This is a genomic window from Streptomyces sp. NPDC039609, from assembly GCF_055596705.1.
Genome location: NZ_JBVIUJ010000005.1, coordinates 387,554 through 403,747 on the forward strand (window position 1 = coordinate 387,554; position 16,194 = coordinate 403,747).

General features: G+C 69.5%; 14 protein-coding genes and 2 tRNA genes. 4 read left to right on the plus strand and 12 right to left on the minus strand.

Going from position 1 to position 16,194, the window contains the following annotated elements; translation table 11 throughout:
- Positions 1-83: 83 nt before the first annotated feature.
- Positions 84-716, plus strand: a complete 633-nt coding sequence (locus ACZ561_RS17120) for an NAD(P)-dependent oxidoreductase (protein ID WP_470995301.1) — start codon at positions 84-86, stop codon at positions 714-716.
- A 76-nt stretch (positions 717-792) separates the two neighbouring features.
- Here the strand turns inward: ACZ561_RS17120 and ACZ561_RS17125 are convergent, their stop codons facing one another.
- The 10 genes from ACZ561_RS17125 to ACZ561_RS17170 all read right to left on the minus strand — a co-directional run bounded on the left by ACZ561_RS17125 (position 793) and on the right by ACZ561_RS17170 (position 7,684).
- Complete coding sequence (locus ACZ561_RS17125; RefSeq protein WP_470995304.1) at positions 793-1,785, minus strand: hypothetical protein; 993 nt, start codon at positions 1,783-1,785, stop codon at positions 793-795.
- The gene (locus ACZ561_RS17130) at positions 1,785-2,297 is read right to left on the minus strand and encodes a SigE family RNA polymerase sigma factor (protein WP_470995307.1); all 513 of its coding nucleotides are present in this window, start codon (positions 2,295-2,297) and stop codon (positions 1,785-1,787) included. The genes ACZ561_RS17125 and ACZ561_RS17130 overlap by 1 nt, the downstream gene beginning before the upstream one ends.
- Before the next feature lie 91 nt (positions 2,298-2,388).
- Positions 2,389-3,447: a UDP-N-acetylmuramate dehydrogenase gene (locus ACZ561_RS17135; protein ID WP_470995310.1), complete on the minus strand. Its 1,059-nt coding sequence runs from the start codon at positions 3,445-3,447 to the stop codon at positions 2,389-2,391.
- A gap of 629 nt (positions 3,448-4,076) precedes the next feature.
- Positions 4,077-5,507: an MFS transporter gene (locus ACZ561_RS17140; protein ID WP_470995312.1), complete on the minus strand. Its 1,431-nt coding sequence runs from the start codon at positions 5,505-5,507 to the stop codon at positions 4,077-4,079.
- 83 nt (positions 5,508-5,590) lie between these two features.
- Positions 5,591-6,160 carry a TetR/AcrR family transcriptional regulator gene (locus ACZ561_RS17145; protein WP_470995315.1) on the minus strand — a complete coding sequence of 190 codons (570 nt, stop codon included), beginning with the start codon at positions 6,158-6,160 and terminating at the stop codon, positions 5,591-5,593.
- A 114-nt stretch (positions 6,161-6,274) separates the two neighbouring features.
- Positions 6,275-6,703 carry a MaoC family dehydratase gene (locus ACZ561_RS17150; RefSeq protein ID WP_470995318.1) on the minus strand — a complete coding sequence of 143 codons (429 nt, stop codon included), beginning with the start codon at positions 6,701-6,703 and terminating at the stop codon, positions 6,275-6,277.
- Positions 6,704-6,705: 2 nt separating this feature from the next.
- Positions 6,706-7,158, minus strand: a complete 453-nt coding sequence (locus tag ACZ561_RS17155; RefSeq protein WP_470995320.1) for an FAS1-like dehydratase domain-containing protein — start codon at positions 7,156-7,158, stop codon at positions 6,706-6,708.
- 82 nt (positions 7,159-7,240) lie between these two features.
- Positions 7,241-7,405, minus strand: a complete 165-nt coding sequence (gene rpmG / locus ACZ561_RS17160; protein WP_003956487.1) for a 50S ribosomal protein L33 — start codon at positions 7,403-7,405, stop codon at positions 7,241-7,243.
- An 89-nt stretch (positions 7,406-7,494) separates the two neighbouring features.
- Positions 7,495-7,567: transfer RNA gene (locus ACZ561_RS17165), tRNA-Met, on the minus strand.
- A 44-nt stretch (positions 7,568-7,611) separates the two neighbouring features.
- Positions 7,612-7,684 (minus strand) — tRNA-Thr (locus ACZ561_RS17170).
- A 230-nt stretch (positions 7,685-7,914) separates the two neighbouring features.
- On the opposite strand from ACZ561_RS17170, the gene ACZ561_RS17175 reads away from it, so the two are divergent.
- On the plus strand, positions 7,915-9,195 hold the full coding sequence (locus tag ACZ561_RS17175) for an amidohydrolase family protein (RefSeq protein ID WP_470995324.1): 1,281 nt from the start codon (positions 7,915-7,917) through the stop codon (positions 9,193-9,195).
- A 2-nt stretch (positions 9,196-9,197) separates the two neighbouring features.
- Entirely contained in the window at positions 9,198-9,854 is a 657-nt protein-coding gene (locus tag ACZ561_RS17180) for an NAD(P)H-binding protein (protein ID WP_470995327.1), read from the plus strand.
- Between the two features lie 346 nt (positions 9,855-10,200).
- On the opposite strand, the gene ACZ561_RS17185 is transcribed toward ACZ561_RS17180, so the two are convergent.
- Complete coding sequence (locus ACZ561_RS17185) at positions 10,201-12,516, minus strand: FhaA domain-containing protein (protein WP_470995330.1); 2,316 nt, start codon at positions 12,514-12,516, stop codon at positions 10,201-10,203.
- 761 nt (positions 12,517-13,277) lie between these two features.
- Positions 13,278-13,994 (minus strand): hypothetical protein, encoded by a 717-nt coding sequence (locus ACZ561_RS17190; protein WP_470995333.1) that lies wholly within the window; start codon positions 13,992-13,994, stop codon positions 13,278-13,280.
- A gap of 303 nt (positions 13,995-14,297) precedes the next feature.
- Between ACZ561_RS17190 and ACZ561_RS17195 the strand changes: the two genes are divergently transcribed.
- Positions 14,298-16,085 (plus strand): AAA family ATPase, encoded by a 1,788-nt coding sequence (locus ACZ561_RS17195; RefSeq protein ID WP_470995335.1) that lies wholly within the window; start codon positions 14,298-14,300, stop codon positions 16,083-16,085.
- Positions 16,086-16,194: the final 109 nt, after the last annotated feature.

The window sequence follows — 16,194 nt, forward strand, 5'->3', positions numbered from 1 at the left end:
GCTCCAACTGGCTTGACGTAAGGGTGAGTACACACTCACTCTAGGGGTGAGTGAACACTTACCCACCCCAAGGAGGGTGCGCCATGAAGCTCACAGTCTTCGGTGCGACCGGTGGCATCGGCCAGGAGATCGTCCGTCAGGGACTGGCCTCGGGCCACGAGGTCACGGCGGTGGTACGGGACCCGGCACGGTTCACGGTCACCGGCGAGCGGCTGGAGGTCCATCGGGCCGACCTCAGGGACCCCGACTCCCTGCGCGGAGCCGTCGCGGGCAGGGACGCCGTGCTGTCCGGTCTCGGCGCGCGCAGCCGCGCGGACGCCGGTGTCGCCACGAAGCTGACCCGCTCGGTCCTCGCCGCCATGGACGCGGAAGGCGTCCGGCGTCTGCTGGTGGTCAGCGCCGCACCGCTCGGCCCCACTCCGGACGGACAGACCGTCCTCGACAAGACGGTGCTCGCGATCGTCAACTCCGCCCTGAAGGACATCTACGACGACCTTCGCGTGATGGAGCGCGACCTGGCGGCGAGCGCCACGGACTGGACGTCCGTACGCCCGCCCAAGCTGACGAACAAGCCGCTCACCGGCCGCTACCGCTCGGTCGTCGGCGGCAACCCGCCCCGCGGCCGCTCCCTGGCCCGCGCCGACGTCGCCCACGCCATGCTGGCGATGATCAACGACCCGGCGACGGTGAAGCAGGGCGTGGGGGTGGCGTACTGAGCCGGAACGGTGACGACCGGGCGCGGCGGACAGCGCAGGGACGGCCGTGTCCATCGGACGTCCAAGCAGCGCACGGTTATGCGCAGTCGTCGCCCCGGGCCTCCGCCGGCCGGTACGTGGTCGTCCGCGGGGTCTCCTCGGCCCCGGCGGGCCACTCCAGGACCGCGGTCCGCTCGGAGGTCAGGGTCATGAAGGCCGCCAGCGGAAGGTCGTTCACCCAGTCGACGATCGTCTGCGTCCGGCCGCCGTCGTCCTCGACCCGCCACAGCCTCCCCCCGAAGACCGCGTAGCGCATCCCGCACTCCTTGGTCATGTCGTACGGGTAGCGGACGCCCCGGACCGGCCGGTCGGGGCCGAGCGTGGCGGCCGGGGCGTCCCCGTACCGCCGCTCGGGCTCCCGGCCGAGGCACTCCGGCGCGGGCCCGGCCAGCGGGCGGAAGCGGAGCGCGGGCAGGGCGGTGGGCGTGTCCGTCTCGAAGACGGCGGTGTCCGGCTCGGAGCGGGAGTGGCGGCCGTCCGTCCAGCTCATGTAGCCCCGCATACGGTCCGCCGCCCACCTCACCGTCGCCGACGATCCGCCGTCGTCCCGCTCCCACACCCGCCCGCCGAAGACGGCGTACCGCAGGTCGCAGACGGCGGACAGGTCGTAGCGGTAGCGGACGTCCTCCACCGGCACGCGTGGGCCGGTGTCCAGCGGGTCGTCAGGGCCGGAGGGCGGCTGGGGCCGGTACTTCCCCTCGTACGGATACGCGGGCGTGGCCGGCCCGGCGGTCGGGCCCGAGGGCAGCGCCGGCGGCGACGGCTCCGCCCAGCGGACGCCCAGGACCGAGCCGCCGGCCACCACGAGCGTCGCAGCGCCGGCGGCGAGCGAGCGCCGCACGTGCCGGATCCGCCGCCCACGCCCCACGACCGCGGCGACGGGCGCCGGCCCTGCGCCCCCGTCGGCGGCCAGATCGCGCAGCCCGTTCCTCAGGGAGTCCTCGGACAGAAGGTCCCGGGAGAGGAGATCCGGGGAGAGCGGATCCTCGGAGACGGAGTTGTCGGAGTCGGAGTTCTCGGCGTCGTCCATCACGCGCCCCTTCCCGCGTATCCGGCGAGCGCGCCCCCGGCGCGCAGCCGTTCCAAGGCCCTGTTGGTCCGGCTCTTGACCGTCCCGGGCGAGCAGCCGAGCAGCTCGGCCGTCTGTTCCACGGACAGGTCCTCGTAGAAGCGGAGCACCACCACCGCGCGCTGCGCGCGGGGCAGTGCGGCGAGCGCACGGGCCAGCTCGAGGCGCGCGTCGGCGCCGCCGGCCATGTCATGTGTGTCCGGCGCGCTGTCGTTCCCGGGGCGTACGACCTCGGTGTGCCAGCGACGGCGGCGCCAGGTCGCGTAGAGATTGACGACGACCTTGCGGGCGTACGCCTGGGGCGAGTCCCAGCGGGCCGAGCCGCCCCACCTCAGATAGACCCTGACCAGCGCGGCCTGGACGAGGTCCTCGGCCGCGTGCGGATCACCGGTCAGCAGCCGGGCGGTGCGCAGCAGCGAGGCGTACGCCGACTCCGCGAATGCGGCGAAATCCGGTGGGCCCGTCCCCTCCACCGTTCCCCCTCGGCGAGCGTGCGGCCCCCGCTTCCCGGGAGCCTGTCACCCACTCGACAACCTGGGGAACCCGGAGGGTTCCACGGAATGCTCAGATGCTGACGCCGACCGTCACCGGCTCGTTGACGAGCGTGATCCCGAAGACGTCCCGGACGCCGGCGACGACCTCGCGGGCGAGGGCGAGGAGGTCCTCGGTGGTGGCCTCGCCGCGGTTGGTGAGGGCGAGGGTGTGCTTGGTGGAGATACGGGCGGGGCCGGAGCCGTACCCCTTGGTGAAGCCGGCCTTGTCGATCAGCCAGGCCGCCGAGGTCTTGACCGCGCCGTCGTCCCCGGCGGGGAAGGCCGGCGGGGTCACGTCCGCGCCGAGCCGCACGGTCACCCGGGCGAGGAAGGTCTCGTACTCCCCCGCGGTCAGGATCGGGTTGGTGAAGAAGGAGCCGGCCGACCAGGTGTCGTGGTCGTCGGCGTCCAGGACCATGCCCTTCCCGGCCCGCAGCTTCAGGACGGTCTCCCGGGCCTGCGCGAGCGGGACGCGGTCGCCGGCCTCGACGCCGAGGGCGCGGGCGGTCTCGGCGTACTTGATCGGCGCGGAGAGACCCGCCGCCTCCTCCAGTTCGAAGCGGACACGCAGCACGACGTACCGGTCCGGATCGCCCTTGAAGCGGCTGTGGCGGTACGAGAAGGCGCACTCGGCGTTGGTGAGGGTGACCGTCTCGTCGGCCCGGCGGTCGTAGGCGACGACCTCGGTGATGGTGGCGGAGACCTCCTGGCCGTACGCGCCGACGTTCTGGATCGGGGTCGCACCGGCCGAGCCGGGGATGCCGGCCAGGCATTCGATGCCGGCGAGCCCGGCCTCGACGGTGCGCGCCACGGCGTCGGTCCAGACCTCGCCGGCGGCCAGCTCCAGCTTCGTCCCGTCGAGGGCGAATCCCTTGGTCGCGATGCGCAGGGCGGTGCCGTCGAAGCCCTTGTCCCCGATGACCAGGTTGGATCCGCCGCCGATGACCAGCAGCGGAGTGCCGGTGGCGTCCGCCTCGCGGACGGCGGCGATCACCTCGTCGTCGGTCGTGGCCGTGACGAGCCGAGCCGCGGGACCGCCGAGCCGGAAGGTGGTCAGGGGGGCGAGGGGGGCGTCGTGGAGTTCCTGCACGCGCTCAAGAGTACGGGCTCATTCCGCGTGCGACGCGGGGACGGGCTGCCGCCCCGGCCCCACCGGGCCGGCCGCCTGTCCCCTCGCCCCGGGGCCCGCCGGGCGAGGGGACAGCCCTTGGGCCAGAGGGCCGGCCACGGTCCCCCGGAAGGCCGAAGCCCGCGCGCCGGAAGTGTGGGCACCGACCCGCGGAACGCCCGCCACCGACCTGCGGGAGACCGGACTCCGATCCCCGGAAACCCGACATCCCACCCCGGCAGGAGACCGGACTCCGACCGGCGGAAGGCCCGACGCGGACCCGCGGAGGTCGGACACCGACCGACGGGAGACCGGACTCCGATCCCCCGAAGCCCGAGCCCACCCGGCAGGAGACCGGACCCCGACCCGCGGAAGGCCCGACCCGCCGACCCGCAGAAGGCCCGACGCGGACCCCCGGAAGACCGGACCACCGCCCGGCGGAGAACCAGACTCCGACCCGCCGAAGGCCCGACCCGCCAACTCGCCGAAGACCTCCACCGACGTGCCAAAGGCCGGACGTCGCCGGATCTCCCGGCGGCGTCCGGCTTCACGGCGCCTGCCCTGCTCCGCACCTCCCGCCCGAGGGGCGGACGGGCGCGCCGCCGCGTCGGTCACACGGCGGCGAGGGGGCGCTCCTCGGGGTCCTTCGCCAGGGTCGCCGACATCGCCCGGTGCCTCGGGATGAAGAGGGAGGCCAGCGCGCCCAGGGCCACCATCCCCGCGCCGACCCACAGCGCGGGTACCAAGCCGTCGACGAAGCTCTGGCCGGAGTCGTATCCGCCCTGCGCGGCGAAGATGGAGGCCATGACCGCGACGCCGAGCGCGCCGCCGACCTCGCGCAGCGCGTTGTTGGCGCCGGACGCGATGCCCTGCTCGGACGGGCGGACGCTGGACATGACGAGGTTGGCCGCCGGGGCGAAGTACAGCGCCATGCCGATGCCGCTCACGACGAGGGCGGGGAGCTGGACGGCGTACGAGGCGTCGGGGGTCAGGACCAGCGCGAACCAGGCGAGGCCGAGCGCCTGGAGGGCGAGGCCCGCGGCGACGACCGGGCGTCCGCCGATCCGGTCGGAGAGGGCGCCCGCGAGCGGCGCGACGATCATCGGCATTCCGGTCCAGGGCAGCATCCGCAGTCCCGCCTCGGTCGGCGAGTAGCCGAGAACGCCCTGCATGTACTGGCTGAGCAGGAAGATCGAGCCGAACATGCCGAGGAACATCAGCAGGCTGGCCGCGTTGATGCCGGAGAAGGCGCGGTTGCGGAAGAGCCGCATGGGCAGCATCGGCGCCTTGGCGCGGATGCCGTGGTGGATGAATCCGCCGATGAGCGCGGCGCCGGCGATCAGTCCGGTGAGGACGGTCATGGAGGTCCAGCCGTCGATCGGGCCGCGGATCAGCCCGTACACGATGCCGAACAGGCCGCCGCTGGCGAGGAGCGTGCCGATGAGGTCGAGGCGGGCTCCGGTGCCGTGGGACTCGGCAAGGCGCAGCCGGGCGAGCGGCAGCAGCGCGAGGCCGAGCGGAACGTTCAGCCAGAAGATCCACTGCCAGGAGATGTGCTCGGTGAGCGTGCCGCCGATGAGCGGCCCGGAGGCGACGGCGAGGCCGTTGACGGCGCCCCAGATGCCGAACGCCATGCCGCGCTTGGCGGCCGGCACGGCCGCGGTGAGCAGCGTGAGGGTGAGCGGCATCATGATCGCGGCGCCGACGCCCTGGACGGCGCGCGCGGCGATCAGCGCGTCGATGCCGGGGGCGAGCGCGGCCGCGGCGGAGGCGCCGGTGAAGACCGCGAGTCCGACGACGAAGAGCCGGCGGCGGCCGAAACGGTCTCCGAGGGCCGCGCCGAACATCAGCAGGACGGCGAAGGTGAGGGTGTACGCGCTCACCGTCCATTCGAGGTCGTGCAGCGCCCCTCCGAGGTCCTCGCGGATCGAGGGCAGGGCGGTGGTGACGACGAGGTTGTCGAGGGCCGCCATGAAGCCGGCGACGCTGGTGATGACGAGGGCCCAGGCGGCGGAACCGCGGCGGGCTGCTGGCTGGTTCATTACTGCCCCTCAAGACTCAGGTTAGTTATTGATGACTAACTTTCGCGATCATGAAAAGCCGGTACACATCACACCTGATGGCGCTACTTCTCCAGACGGCCGAGGCGACGGGCGGAGGGATAGAACCCCTCCCAGACCCGGTGCTCGGGCGGAAATCCCATGGCGACGAGGGTGTTGACGAGCATGCCGTACGCCAGGAAGGTCGTGGTCTCGCTGACGTCCGCGCCGAGCGGCAGGTGGACGGTCTCCCAGAGCTCCATCCAGCCGGCCCGGACGGCCTCGCCGAACTCGTGGTCACCGGCCTCCTCCGCGGCGGCCACCGCGACGTACACCTGCATCTGCATCAGGAGCCGGTCCGGCTGCTCGGCGATGAGCCGGGTGTAGGCGTTGGCCATGGCGTGCAGGGCTTCCTCCCCCGTCAGCCCCTCGGCGGCCTCCCGGAAGACCCGCCGGGTGTCCGCCAGACAGCGCTCGGACGCCGCCAGGAAGATGGCCTTCTTTCCGGGGAAGAGCCGGAAGAGGTACGGCTGCGAGACGCCGACACGCTTGGCGATCGCCTCCGTGGAGGTGCCGTAGTAGCCACCGCGGGCGAACTCCCTCATCGCCGCACGGATGACGCTCTCGCGCCGCTCCTCCGCACTCATCCTGACCATGTGACTAAGTTAGTACTCAATCACTAACTTGGTCAAGGGGACGTCGGGGCCCGATCCAAGGAGGCTTGGGGACGACCGCGTTCCGCGGCCGCCCCCTCCTGGCAATCAGTACCGCTACGCGAGCCTGACCACGGCCCGGGACATGCCCAGGACCTTCTGGCCCGCCGACATCGCGGTCAGGTCCACCCGGACCTGGTTGTCGTCCAGCTTCGCCGCCACCTTGGCGCTCACCTCGATCAGGGCACCGTCGTCGTCGTTGGGCACGACCACCGGCTTGGTGAAGCGCACGCCGTACTCGACGACGGCCGCCGGGTCGCCGGCCCAGTCGGTCACGACGCGGATCGCCTCGGCCATGGTGAACATGCCGTGCGCGATGACGTCCGGCAGGCCGACGGTGACGGCGAACTTCTCGTTCCAGTGGATCGGGTTGAAGTCACCGGAGGCACCGGCGTACCGCACCAGCGTGGCACGCGTCACCGGGAAGGACTGCGCCGGCAGCTCCGTGCCGACCTCGACCTCGTCGTAAGCGATCTTCGCGGTCATCCTCAGGCCTCCTCGGGGGCGCGCGACACGAGCTTGGTCCACGCGGTCACGACGTGCTCGCCGGTCTCGTCGTGGACCTCACCGCGGATGTCCAGGATGTCGTTGCCGGCCATCGACTTGATCGCCTCGATGGTCGAGGTGACCGAGAGCCGGTCACCCGCCCGCACCGGCCGGGTGTACGCGAACTTCTGGTCGCCGTGCACGACACGGCTGTAGTCCAGGCCCAGCTGCGGGTCCTCGATGACCTGCCCCGCGGCCTTGAAAGTGATCGCGAACACAAAAGTCGGCGGGGCGATCACATCGGGGTGACCGAGCGTCTTCGCCGCTTCCTGGTCGACGTAGGCCGGATTCGCGTCGCCGATCGCCTCGGCGAACTCGCGGATCTTTTCGCGGCCGACCTCGTAAGCCGCGGTGGGCGGATAGGTCCGGCCCACGAAGGACTGGTCGAGCGCCATGGACTCGATACCTCCTGGATTTGTTGCCGACAAACGACACGAGGCCGCCCCCTGGTGGGGACGGCCTCGTGTACGAGCCTGATTAGCGCGTCTCGCGGTGCGCCGTGTGCGAGTTGCAGCGAGGGCAGTGCTTCTTCATCTCAAGACGGTCCGGGTTGTTACGCCGGTTCTTCTTGGTGATGTAGTTCCGCTCCTTGCACTCCACGCAGGCCAGCGTGATCTTCGGGCGGACGTCGGTGGCAGCCACGTGAGTGCTCCTTGGACGGACGGATGGACGGATGAACGCATAAAAGAGTAGCCGATCGAAGGACCGACCCCACAATCGGCTACTGTGTGTAGCGGTGACCGGACTTGAACCGGTGACACAGCGATTATGAGCCGCTTGCTCTACCGACTGAGCTACACCGCTTTGATGATCCGGATCCCGTCCGAAGACGGGTTCCCTCTCACCAGAGCCCCAATACGGAATCGAACCGTAGACCTTCTCCTTACCATGGAGACGCTCTACCGACTGAGCTATTGGGGCGAGCGATGAAGACATTACACGGTCCTCCGCCGATCGCCCAAATCCGTTTCGTGCCCTCCCTCCACGCGCCCACGCGCGCGGTCTCCTCCCCCGTCCCGTAGGCCACACGTGGCCTCATCAGTACGACTATTGCGCTCCTCCTCGAAGGGCGGCCGGAGCGCCCCTAGGCTCGGCCCCACGCTGCGTGATCTTGTTCTTGAGCTGGAACTTGAGGAGCCTTGAGGAGCCCGATGTCAGCCGACAGCAAGCAGCCCCAGCCGCCCGACGACTGGGCCGCCGCCACCGCCGACTCCACCTCGCTCCTGCTCTCCAACGCCCGCCTCACCGACGGACGGACGGTCGACGTCCGGATGGGCGGGGGCCGGATCGAGGCCGTCGGCACGGCCGGCAGCCTCACCGCCCTCGGCGCCCGCGTGGACCTCTCCGGCTATCTCCTGCTCCCCGCCCCCGCGGAGCCGCACGCCCACTCGGACACCGCGCTCAGCGCCGACTCCCCCGGCCCCGCCTCGTACGCCCCCGAGGAGGTGCAGCGGCGGGCCACCGAGGCCGCGCTGCTGCAACTCGGCCACGGCGCCACCGCGCTGCGCGCGCACGTCCGGATCGGCGACGTACAGGGCCTGGGGACCCTCGAGGCGGTCCTCCAGGCCCGGCGGTCGCTGCGCGGCCTGACCGACCTCACGACGGTCGCGGTGCCCCGGCTGCTCACGGGAGCGGCGGGCGCGGACGGGCTCGCGATACTGCGGGACGCCGTGAAGATGGGCGCGGGCGTGGTGGGCGGCTGCCCGGACCTCGACCCCGACCCGGCCGGCTACGTGGAGGCGGTCCTGGAGGTGGCGGCGGAGCAGGGCTGCCCGGTCGACCTGCACACCGACGGTGACGATCCGGCGCGGCTCGCCCGGCTGGCGGCCATGGCGGGCGGACTGCGGCCGGGGGTGACGATCGGCCCGTGCGCGGGCCTGTCCCGGCTGCCGTCGGAGGTGGCGCGACGGGCCGCCGACCAACTGGCCGCGGCCGGGGTGACGGTGGTCTGTCTCCCGCAGGGCGGCTGCGGCGCGACCGAGCTGCGCGGCGCGGCGCCGGTCCGGCTGCTGCGGGCGGCGGGCGTACGGCTCGCGGCGGGCGGCGGGGCGCTGCGGGACGTCTCCAACCCGGTGGGGCGCGGGGATCCGCTGGAGGCCGCGTATCTGCTGGCCTCGCTGGGCGGACTGCCGGCCGAGGACGCCTACGGGGCGGTGAGCGCGACGGCCCGTACGGCGATGGGGCTCCCGGAGCTACGGGTGGAGGCCGGGTTCCCGGCCGAGCTGCTCGCGGTGCGCGGTGAGCGCCTCTCTGGCGTGCTGTCCCTGGCGTACAGCAGGATCGTGGTGCACCGGGGCCGCGTGGTGGCGCGGACCAGCGCCGTACGCGAGTACTGCGACTCGGCGGCGGCGCTCGACCTGCCGCGCCAGGCCGCCCGCCCGGAACGTCCCGAGCCGGGAAGCCCTCCGGCCGGTCCCGTCGTACGGTCGTGAGTATGCGCATTGTCATCGCTGGAGGACACGGTCAGATCGCCCTGCGCCTGGAGCGCCTGCTCGCGGCGGCGGGGCATGAGCCGGCAGGGCTCATCCGCAATCCGAAGCAGGCCGACGACCTGCGCGCGGCCGGTGCCGAACCGGTCGTGCTGGACCTGGAGTCGGCCACGGTGGAGATGGTCGCGGCGGTCCTTCAGGGCGCCGACGCGGCGGTCTTCGCGGCGGGCGCGGGCCCGGGCAGCGGCACCGCCCGCAAGGACACGGTGGACCGCGCGGCGGCGGTCCTGTTCGCCGACGCGGCGGAACGGGCGGGCGTACGCCGGTACATCGTCGTCTCGTCCATGGGCGCCGACTCCGCCCATCCGGGCGACGAGGTCTTCGACATCTACCTGCGCGCCAAGGGCGCGGCGGACGACTCCGTGCGCGCCCGCGAGAACCTGGACTGGACGATCCTGCGCCCCGGCTCGCTGACGAACGACGCGGGCAAAGGCCTGGTCCATCTGGGCGCGGCGACGGGCCGCGGCCCGGTCTCCCGCGACGACGTGGCGGCGGTCCTGGCCGAACTCCTGGACACCCCGGCGACGGCGGGCCTGACCCTGGAACTGATCAGCGGCTCGACGCCGGTCGCGGTGGCGGTGAAGGACATGGCGGGCAACTGACCCCCGGAACAAAGAGGAAGGTCCCCGGTGCGAACACCGGGGACCTTCGCCCTGCAGACCCGCGCTGACCTGGGACGCAGCACCACATGCGCGACAAGTGCCGGGGCTTCGTACAGGTGTCGCCCACGGACCGCGGCAACGGGCCATGGCGGTCGAGATGGTGCGCCGTCCGCAGGCGCTCGGTCCGCCTCGACCGTACGGTGGCGTCACCATCCACCGGGGCGCGCGTCACCGCACCAAGCGTCTACGCCCGTCGCGAAGGGTCGAGCGCCGTGGAGCCGAGTGGCGTCGCCGGCCATCTCGGTGGCCGACGACGCGTCGTCGTGAACCCTGCTCCGGTATCGGATCAGCCCCATGCGGGGGTGGCGAACATGCTGGCCTCGTTGTAACCCAAGTGGGGGTAGGAGGCGCCCCAGCTCGTTGCCTCGGGCTGAGTGCGGGGGAAGTCCGCGGCCACCAGCGTCGCCAGCTCGAAGTAGGCCTGACGGGTCCGTGGCTTCATCTGCTCCAGATCGACTTCCGCGCCCGTGGCGAGGTGCTCGTCGAACGGAATCAGCACCACGCCGCGGCACCGGGCGCGGAAGTGGTCCACGACGTCGTTGACCCGCACCATCTTGCTCTTCTTGCGGGTCTCGGAGATCACGGTGATGCTCCGCTGGACGAGGTCGTCGTAGTTGTGCGCGCTGAGCCAGTCCAGGGTGGTGCTGGCGCTGGTGGCGCCGTCCACACTGGGCGTGGCGATCACGATCAGCTGGTCCGCGAAATCCAGAATGCCCCGCATGGCGCTGTGCAGCAGGCCGGTTCCGGAGTCGGTCAGGACGATCGGATAGTGCTGTCCGAGGCAGCCGACCACCTTTCGGTAGTCCTCCTCGTCGAACGCGGTGGAAAGCGCAGGGTCCGCCTCGTTGGCGAGGATCTCCAGTCCGCTCGGGGACTGGGAGGTGAAGCGCCGTACGGCCATGTAGTTGTCGATGTTCGGGAGCTCGGCCACGAGGTCGCGAATGGTGGCGCCGGTCTCGCAGCGCACGCGTCGACTGAGCGTTCCCGCGTCCGGATTGGCGTCGATCGCGACGACCCGGTCCTGGCGCTCGCTGGCGAGAGTCGCGCCCAGGGCAGTCGTGGTGGTCGTCTTACCGACTCCGCCCTTGAGGCTGATGACGGCGATCTTGTGGCACTGCGTCACCGGAGTGCGGAGGATGGCCAGCTTCTGCTGGCGCTCCCGCTCCACGCTCCTGCCGGTGAATTTCAACCGACTGATGCTGGGACGTTCGGTGGTCCGAGTGCGCAGCAAACGGTCGGAGGAGAGCTCGACAGCGGCACTGCGACCCAGGGACCCGCCGCGGCCACCCCGGTCCGGTGACTGCCAGGGCGCCGGATTCTGGTGAGCCGGTGGGCTGTAGGGCGCCCGCGTTCCGGAGGCACCGTGCGGCATGTGCGGCCGGTTGCCGTAGGAAGGGGGCAGTGGCTGCTCTGCGCCGAGGCCGTGCGCGGCGGGCGCCGAGGGGTAGTGCTCCGCCGCGCCGCGCGGCGGTGAGGTCTCGTAAGCACCCCGCATGCTGGTCGCGGGTTCCGTCGACTCGGCGTCGCTGGGCTCGCCGGCGGCGGGCGGGCGGAGGTCGGGGCCGTCGGAGGCCTTTCGTCTCCTGTCGGCTGCGGGACCGTCGACAGAGGTGTCGCGAACGTTGGTCACGGTGGGTCCTTTCGACTGCGTGAGAATTCCGTCAGGCACTGGGGCGGGGTGGCGACTGCGGTACTCGCCGACCGGCGGTTGGGTCTGCTTGCCGAACCGATGACGTGGGGCGTCTGCCCCGGGCAGACCGCCGAGGGGAACGGGAGTGACCGGGGATATCCCCTCGGCCAGCCTCCTGATCCGAGGTTCGGACGAGCCGGCGACGTGCCTGCGGCCGGTCTCACGGCCGCGGCGGGACGCCTGGCTTTCCGCGGGGCCGAGTGCGGCACGCATGCCATGCGCGGGCGGAAGGACACCTGGTTCGTGACCGGACCGAGGCAGAACAGCCACACCCGCAGGGTCCACCACGGGCTCCAGGAGGCGCGGTGGCCCGGGCGGCGCGGCGAGAGGGCTCGGCGGGTCGGCGCGGACGAGCGTGCCGTTCCGGGCGAACGTCAGGCCGAAGGCCACGAACTGCTCCACCGTCAGGACCTGCTTGTCCCCGCGCGGGGTGTGCGGGGACGCATGCCAGGACGGGGTCCCGCCGTTGCCGAGCCCGGCCGACGGCGTATACGTGGCGCGGTAGCGCTGATGGGCCTGCAGAGCGCGCTGGACCTCGGGCGGGACCTCGAGTCGGCTGCGCACACGGAACCGTCCGGCCTTCAGGTTCTCCGTTCGCTGCAACTGCACTTTCAGCGGCCCTACGAACGAATAGCCCTGCTGATCGGCGTACTCGCGCAGCTTCAGGACCAGCCCCTCGCCGAGCATGACCAGGCACGCACTCTGCAGTTCGTGATCGTCCGGACTGAGTTCGACGATGAAGCTGTTGGGCGCGATGAAGCAGTCCCGGTGCCAGATCCTGGCGTTTATGTCGCACTCACGCCTGAGAGCGCCGATGAACTCCATGGGTTGGACCGCAGATTTGAATACCTTGGCGAAGGTTCCGTTGACCAAGGTCTCGAAGCGTTGCTCGATCTTGTTCAGCGTCCCCAATGCAGCCTCCGGGGTGCCGGTCTGCCGTGATGGTCAGATGAGATGAAGATTGCTGGTAGTAGCTATATAGCCACTTTCCGTGACTGCCTGCGGTGTGTCGCCGTAATTCACCGGATCGGTGACCGCGGCGGGTGTACGGAACGGCGTCCCGTCGGCCGACAACGCCGGCGCGACCTCCGTGACCTGGCCTTTCCCCCCGGAATCGCCCTCGGCGCCGCAGACAGCCCCTACGGCCCGTCCGGCGGAGCAGGGCCGGATGGGCCCGCCGGGCGCTCGTGATTCGCGGCCGCCCGGCCCGAGAGGCCCTCAGGCGAGGCCGGTTCGGCTCCCGTCGACGCGGGAGGGCGGCGACGACCCGGCCAACGCCAAGATCGCCGCCCGCCCGACCGGCACGGCGCGGACCGTCCACCGCCTGAGCCACAGATCGGCCGGTCTCCGCAGGTGGCCCCCGAGCCTCGTCCGCATGTCGTCCGAAGACGCCGGCAGGGAGCGGGATTCGGCGAAGCAGGGCGAGACGGTCATGCCCTGCGAGCGGGCACAGCAGGACGGCCCCTGATCGCGTTTCCGCAGATCAGGGGCCGTTCTTATCGCGTGGCGGCGCCAGGATTCGAACCTGGGTAGGCTAAGCCGACGGATTTACAGACTCCCGGCCTTCGGCCTGTTAGACCCACGCTGACCTGGTACGCAGCACCGAATGGGCGGCTATCGCCAGGCTTTCGTCCACGTGTCGTCCACAGGCCCGTGGCAACGGGCCACGGCGGTCAGGACCGTTGCGCCGCCTGCAGGCGCTCGGTCTGCTTCTGGATGAGGTCAGCCGGGAAAGCGGGGCTGGCGCCAACGTTCAGCTTCGTGAACATCACGATGGTGTTTCCCGCGCGCACGACGGTGAACTGCTCGATCCTGTCCCCGGGGCCGCCGGGTTCACCGGCAGCGGTCTCTTGGAAGCGCACGGCTTCGTCCCCGACCTGCGGCGCCTGCTCCCGCTTGACCGCCACACGGAATTTCCCGGTCCAGCCTTCACCCTCGTAGGCATCGCAGGAGCCCAGTGCCTGCTTGAGCTGTGCGAATACCTGGCGGGCGTTCCCGCCCTCGTAAGCGGCGAGGGTGGATCCCCCGCCCCAGATGTCGCCCTTCCAGTTGAACGTCTGGACGGCGACAGCCACTGCACGCCTACCGTCACGGATGTCGAGCATCGTCTGGCAAGCGGGAACGGGAACGGGAGGGAAGCGACGCTCCGCGTTCGGGGGGACCTCCTTCACCGGCACACCGGCCTCGTCCGCCTGAGGCACCTCGCCGTCTGCGAAGGCGAGCGCCCTCAACTGTGCTGACGTCAGGGCAGGTGCCGCCACGCGGACTGAGGCGGATTCCCGCGGCCCTTCCGACTCCGCCGGCGCCTCCTGACCGCTGGAGCATCCGGACGCGAGGAGCGCGCTGGCAATCAATGTGACGGTTGCCGACCACGGCACACGGGCGTTCATGCGTGTCCCCCCAAGGACTGTGCGGATGAGGCGCCAGACGCTAGCCGGAGGAAGCGGGCCGTGACCAGGGGCTTCCTGCGGGATCACCACCACGCTCCAGAACGCGTCCGATCGCCAGCAGGGGCCGAAGCGACGCCGGCGGGTCGTCCGCCCTCTCCGCAGCCTCTCAGGCAGCCCCAGACACGGCACGAGCAACGTTGCGAACCTGCGCGAGCGAAGTTCGCGATCACCACTACCCGCCCATCCAATTTGCATCAGACTGTTCCCCACGCCGCGCAGATCCAGATCGTCGGGAGCGAGACCATGGGCGAAATTTCGGGGTTCGAAATTGGGGGCTACAAGAGCTTCTATGGAGATCCACAGAAAATCTTCCCCCTAGGCAAGATGACAATGATCGCAGGGCCGAACAACTGCGGCAAGAGCAACATCTTCCGCTTCGCCGAGAAGTTCCTGTCCCCCCTTTCGCAGGGAAAGAACTCGATACCCGGGCTGGACCCTCTTGACATTCCAATCCTTCCCGAAGGGATAGATGTCCCGCCCTTCACATACGGCGTTTCCATCAACGTCGATCATGCGCAGGCCCACATGGAAGAAATCTTCGGAAATTACAAGGGAAGGATTGGGCCAGGAACCACTCAAGCCCTGGAGGATTTCGCGGCGCACCCAGCCCTCTACAGCGACACTGAAAAGGCACTCTGGTTTCGCTACGAACGGGACCAAAGGAACGGCGTTCCCGCGTTCAGCAGCAGTTTGGTGAAGGCGCTCGCAGAGGATTTGAGTCATCATGCCAAACATCTAAATGCCGCTGTCGGAACTCTCGTGGGTCGCTCTTCGGACTTCGAGTCCGACATTCGTTTGCTCTTGATGCAACTTTCCCAGAGTATCTCGTATCCCAAAGTCGCTATCATCCCCGCGTTTCGCGAGATTGTCCCTGACGGCTCACCGACACCAGATCTCACCCGCTTGGACGGTCGGGGCCTTCCCGGATTCCTGCACGCCTTGCACTCGCCGTCCGCCGAACGACATCGGGAGGATTCAAAGAAGTTTCAGAAAATCAACAATTTCCTCAAGAGCGTCCTCGAAGAGGAAGAAGCTCAGATCACAATTCCCTACAACAGCACGACGGTGCATGTGAGCGTGGGCGACCGTGTACTCCCCATCGAGAGTCTGGGAGCCGGCGTGTCGCAGGTAGTCATGCTGGCTGCCGCGTCGACCTGGCACTCAGACACGCTCGTCTGCATCGAAGAGCCCGAGGTGCACCTGCACCCAATCCTCCTGCGCAAGCTCGCTAAGTACCTGATGGACGAGACGGATAATCGCTACCTCCTGAGTACCCATTCAACCAGCCTTATGGACAACCCTCAGGTGTCCGTCATTGACATATCGCACACCTACAAGGAGGGAACCAAGGTTCGGACTGCGGTAACCGAGAACAGTCGCGCCCGAATTTCACAGAGCCTAGGATACAGGGCCTCGGACATCCTGCAGTCGAATTGCATTATTTGGGTTGAAGGTCCGTCAGATCGAATCTATATCAATCACTGGGTAAAAATCGTCGACCAGTCACTAATTGAGGGAATCCATTACACTGTCATGTTCTACGGCGGGAAACTTCTTTCTCACCTCAGTGGAGCGGAATGGCTTGCCCCCGACACCACCGTAGAAGACTTCATTCTCCTCTTGAAGATAAACAGGAGGATGGCGATCGTGATCGACTCAGACCTCAAGCAGCCAGAGAGTGAGCTTAGGGACACCAAAGTCAGGATTCTAAACGAGTTCTCCCAAGTCGACTGCCTGGCTTGGGTCACGGAGGGTCGCGAGATCGAAAATTACGTACCGGCTGACGCGTTCAGTCGTGCAGCGACGGAAGTGCACGCCTCGGCAAAGCCTGTACCACCGGTCGATAAGTACAGTGACATGTTCACCGGGATCAAGCGGGCAGGGAATAAAACCATCGGCGTGTCTACACCGGATAAGGTCAAGATCGCTCTGGCAGTCACGCGCGAATCCGATGAGATCTGGGACGCACTCGACTTGAGAGTGAGAGTTGGCGAACTCGTCGAATTGATCCGGAAGTCAAATCATCTCTAGGCCACCGGGCGCCCACGCCCGAGAGGCGGGACCGTCTCATGCGTCGGAGGTCGCGAGCATGGTCCGCATCGGCTGGAGCGCGGGCGGTCAGCGCTCAGGAAACAGGATG

Excerpts from the sequence above, each read along its gene's own strand:
- ACZ561_RS17120 (WP_470995301.1), top strand. The coding sequence starts at position 84 with ATGAAGCTCACAGTCTTCGGTGCGACCGGTGGCATCGGCCAGGAGATC.
- ACZ561_RS17125 (WP_470995304.1), bottom strand. The coding sequence starts at position 1,785 with ATGGACGACGCCGAGAACTCCGACTCCGACAACTCCGTCTCCGAGGAT.
- ACZ561_RS17140 (WP_470995312.1), bottom strand. The coding sequence starts at position 5,507 with ATGAACCAGCCAGCAGCCCGCCGCGGTTCCGCCGCCTGGGCCCTCGTC.
- ACZ561_RS17145 (WP_470995315.1), bottom strand. The coding sequence starts at position 6,160 with ATGGTCAGGATGAGTGCGGAGGAGCGGCGCGAGAGCGTCATCCGTGCG.
- ACZ561_RS17150 (WP_470995318.1), bottom strand. The coding sequence starts at position 6,703 with ATGACCGCGAAGATCGCTTACGACGAGGTCGAGGTCGGCACGGAGCTG.
- ACZ561_RS17155 (WP_470995320.1), bottom strand. The coding sequence starts at position 7,158 with ATGGCGCTCGACCAGTCCTTCGTGGGCCGGACCTATCCGCCCACCGCG.
- ACZ561_RS17175 (WP_470995324.1), top strand. The coding sequence starts at position 7,915 with ATGTCAGCCGACAGCAAGCAGCCCCAGCCGCCCGACGACTGGGCCGCC.
- ACZ561_RS17180 (WP_470995327.1), top strand. The coding sequence starts at position 9,198 with ATGCGCATTGTCATCGCTGGAGGACACGGTCAGATCGCCCTGCGCCTG.
- ACZ561_RS17190 (WP_470995333.1), bottom strand. The coding sequence starts at position 13,994 with ATGAACGCCCGTGTGCCGTGGTCGGCAACCGTCACATTGATTGCCAGC.
- ACZ561_RS17195 (WP_470995335.1), top strand. The coding sequence starts at position 14,298 with ATGGGCGAAATTTCGGGGTTCGAAATTGGGGGCTACAAGAGCTTCTAT.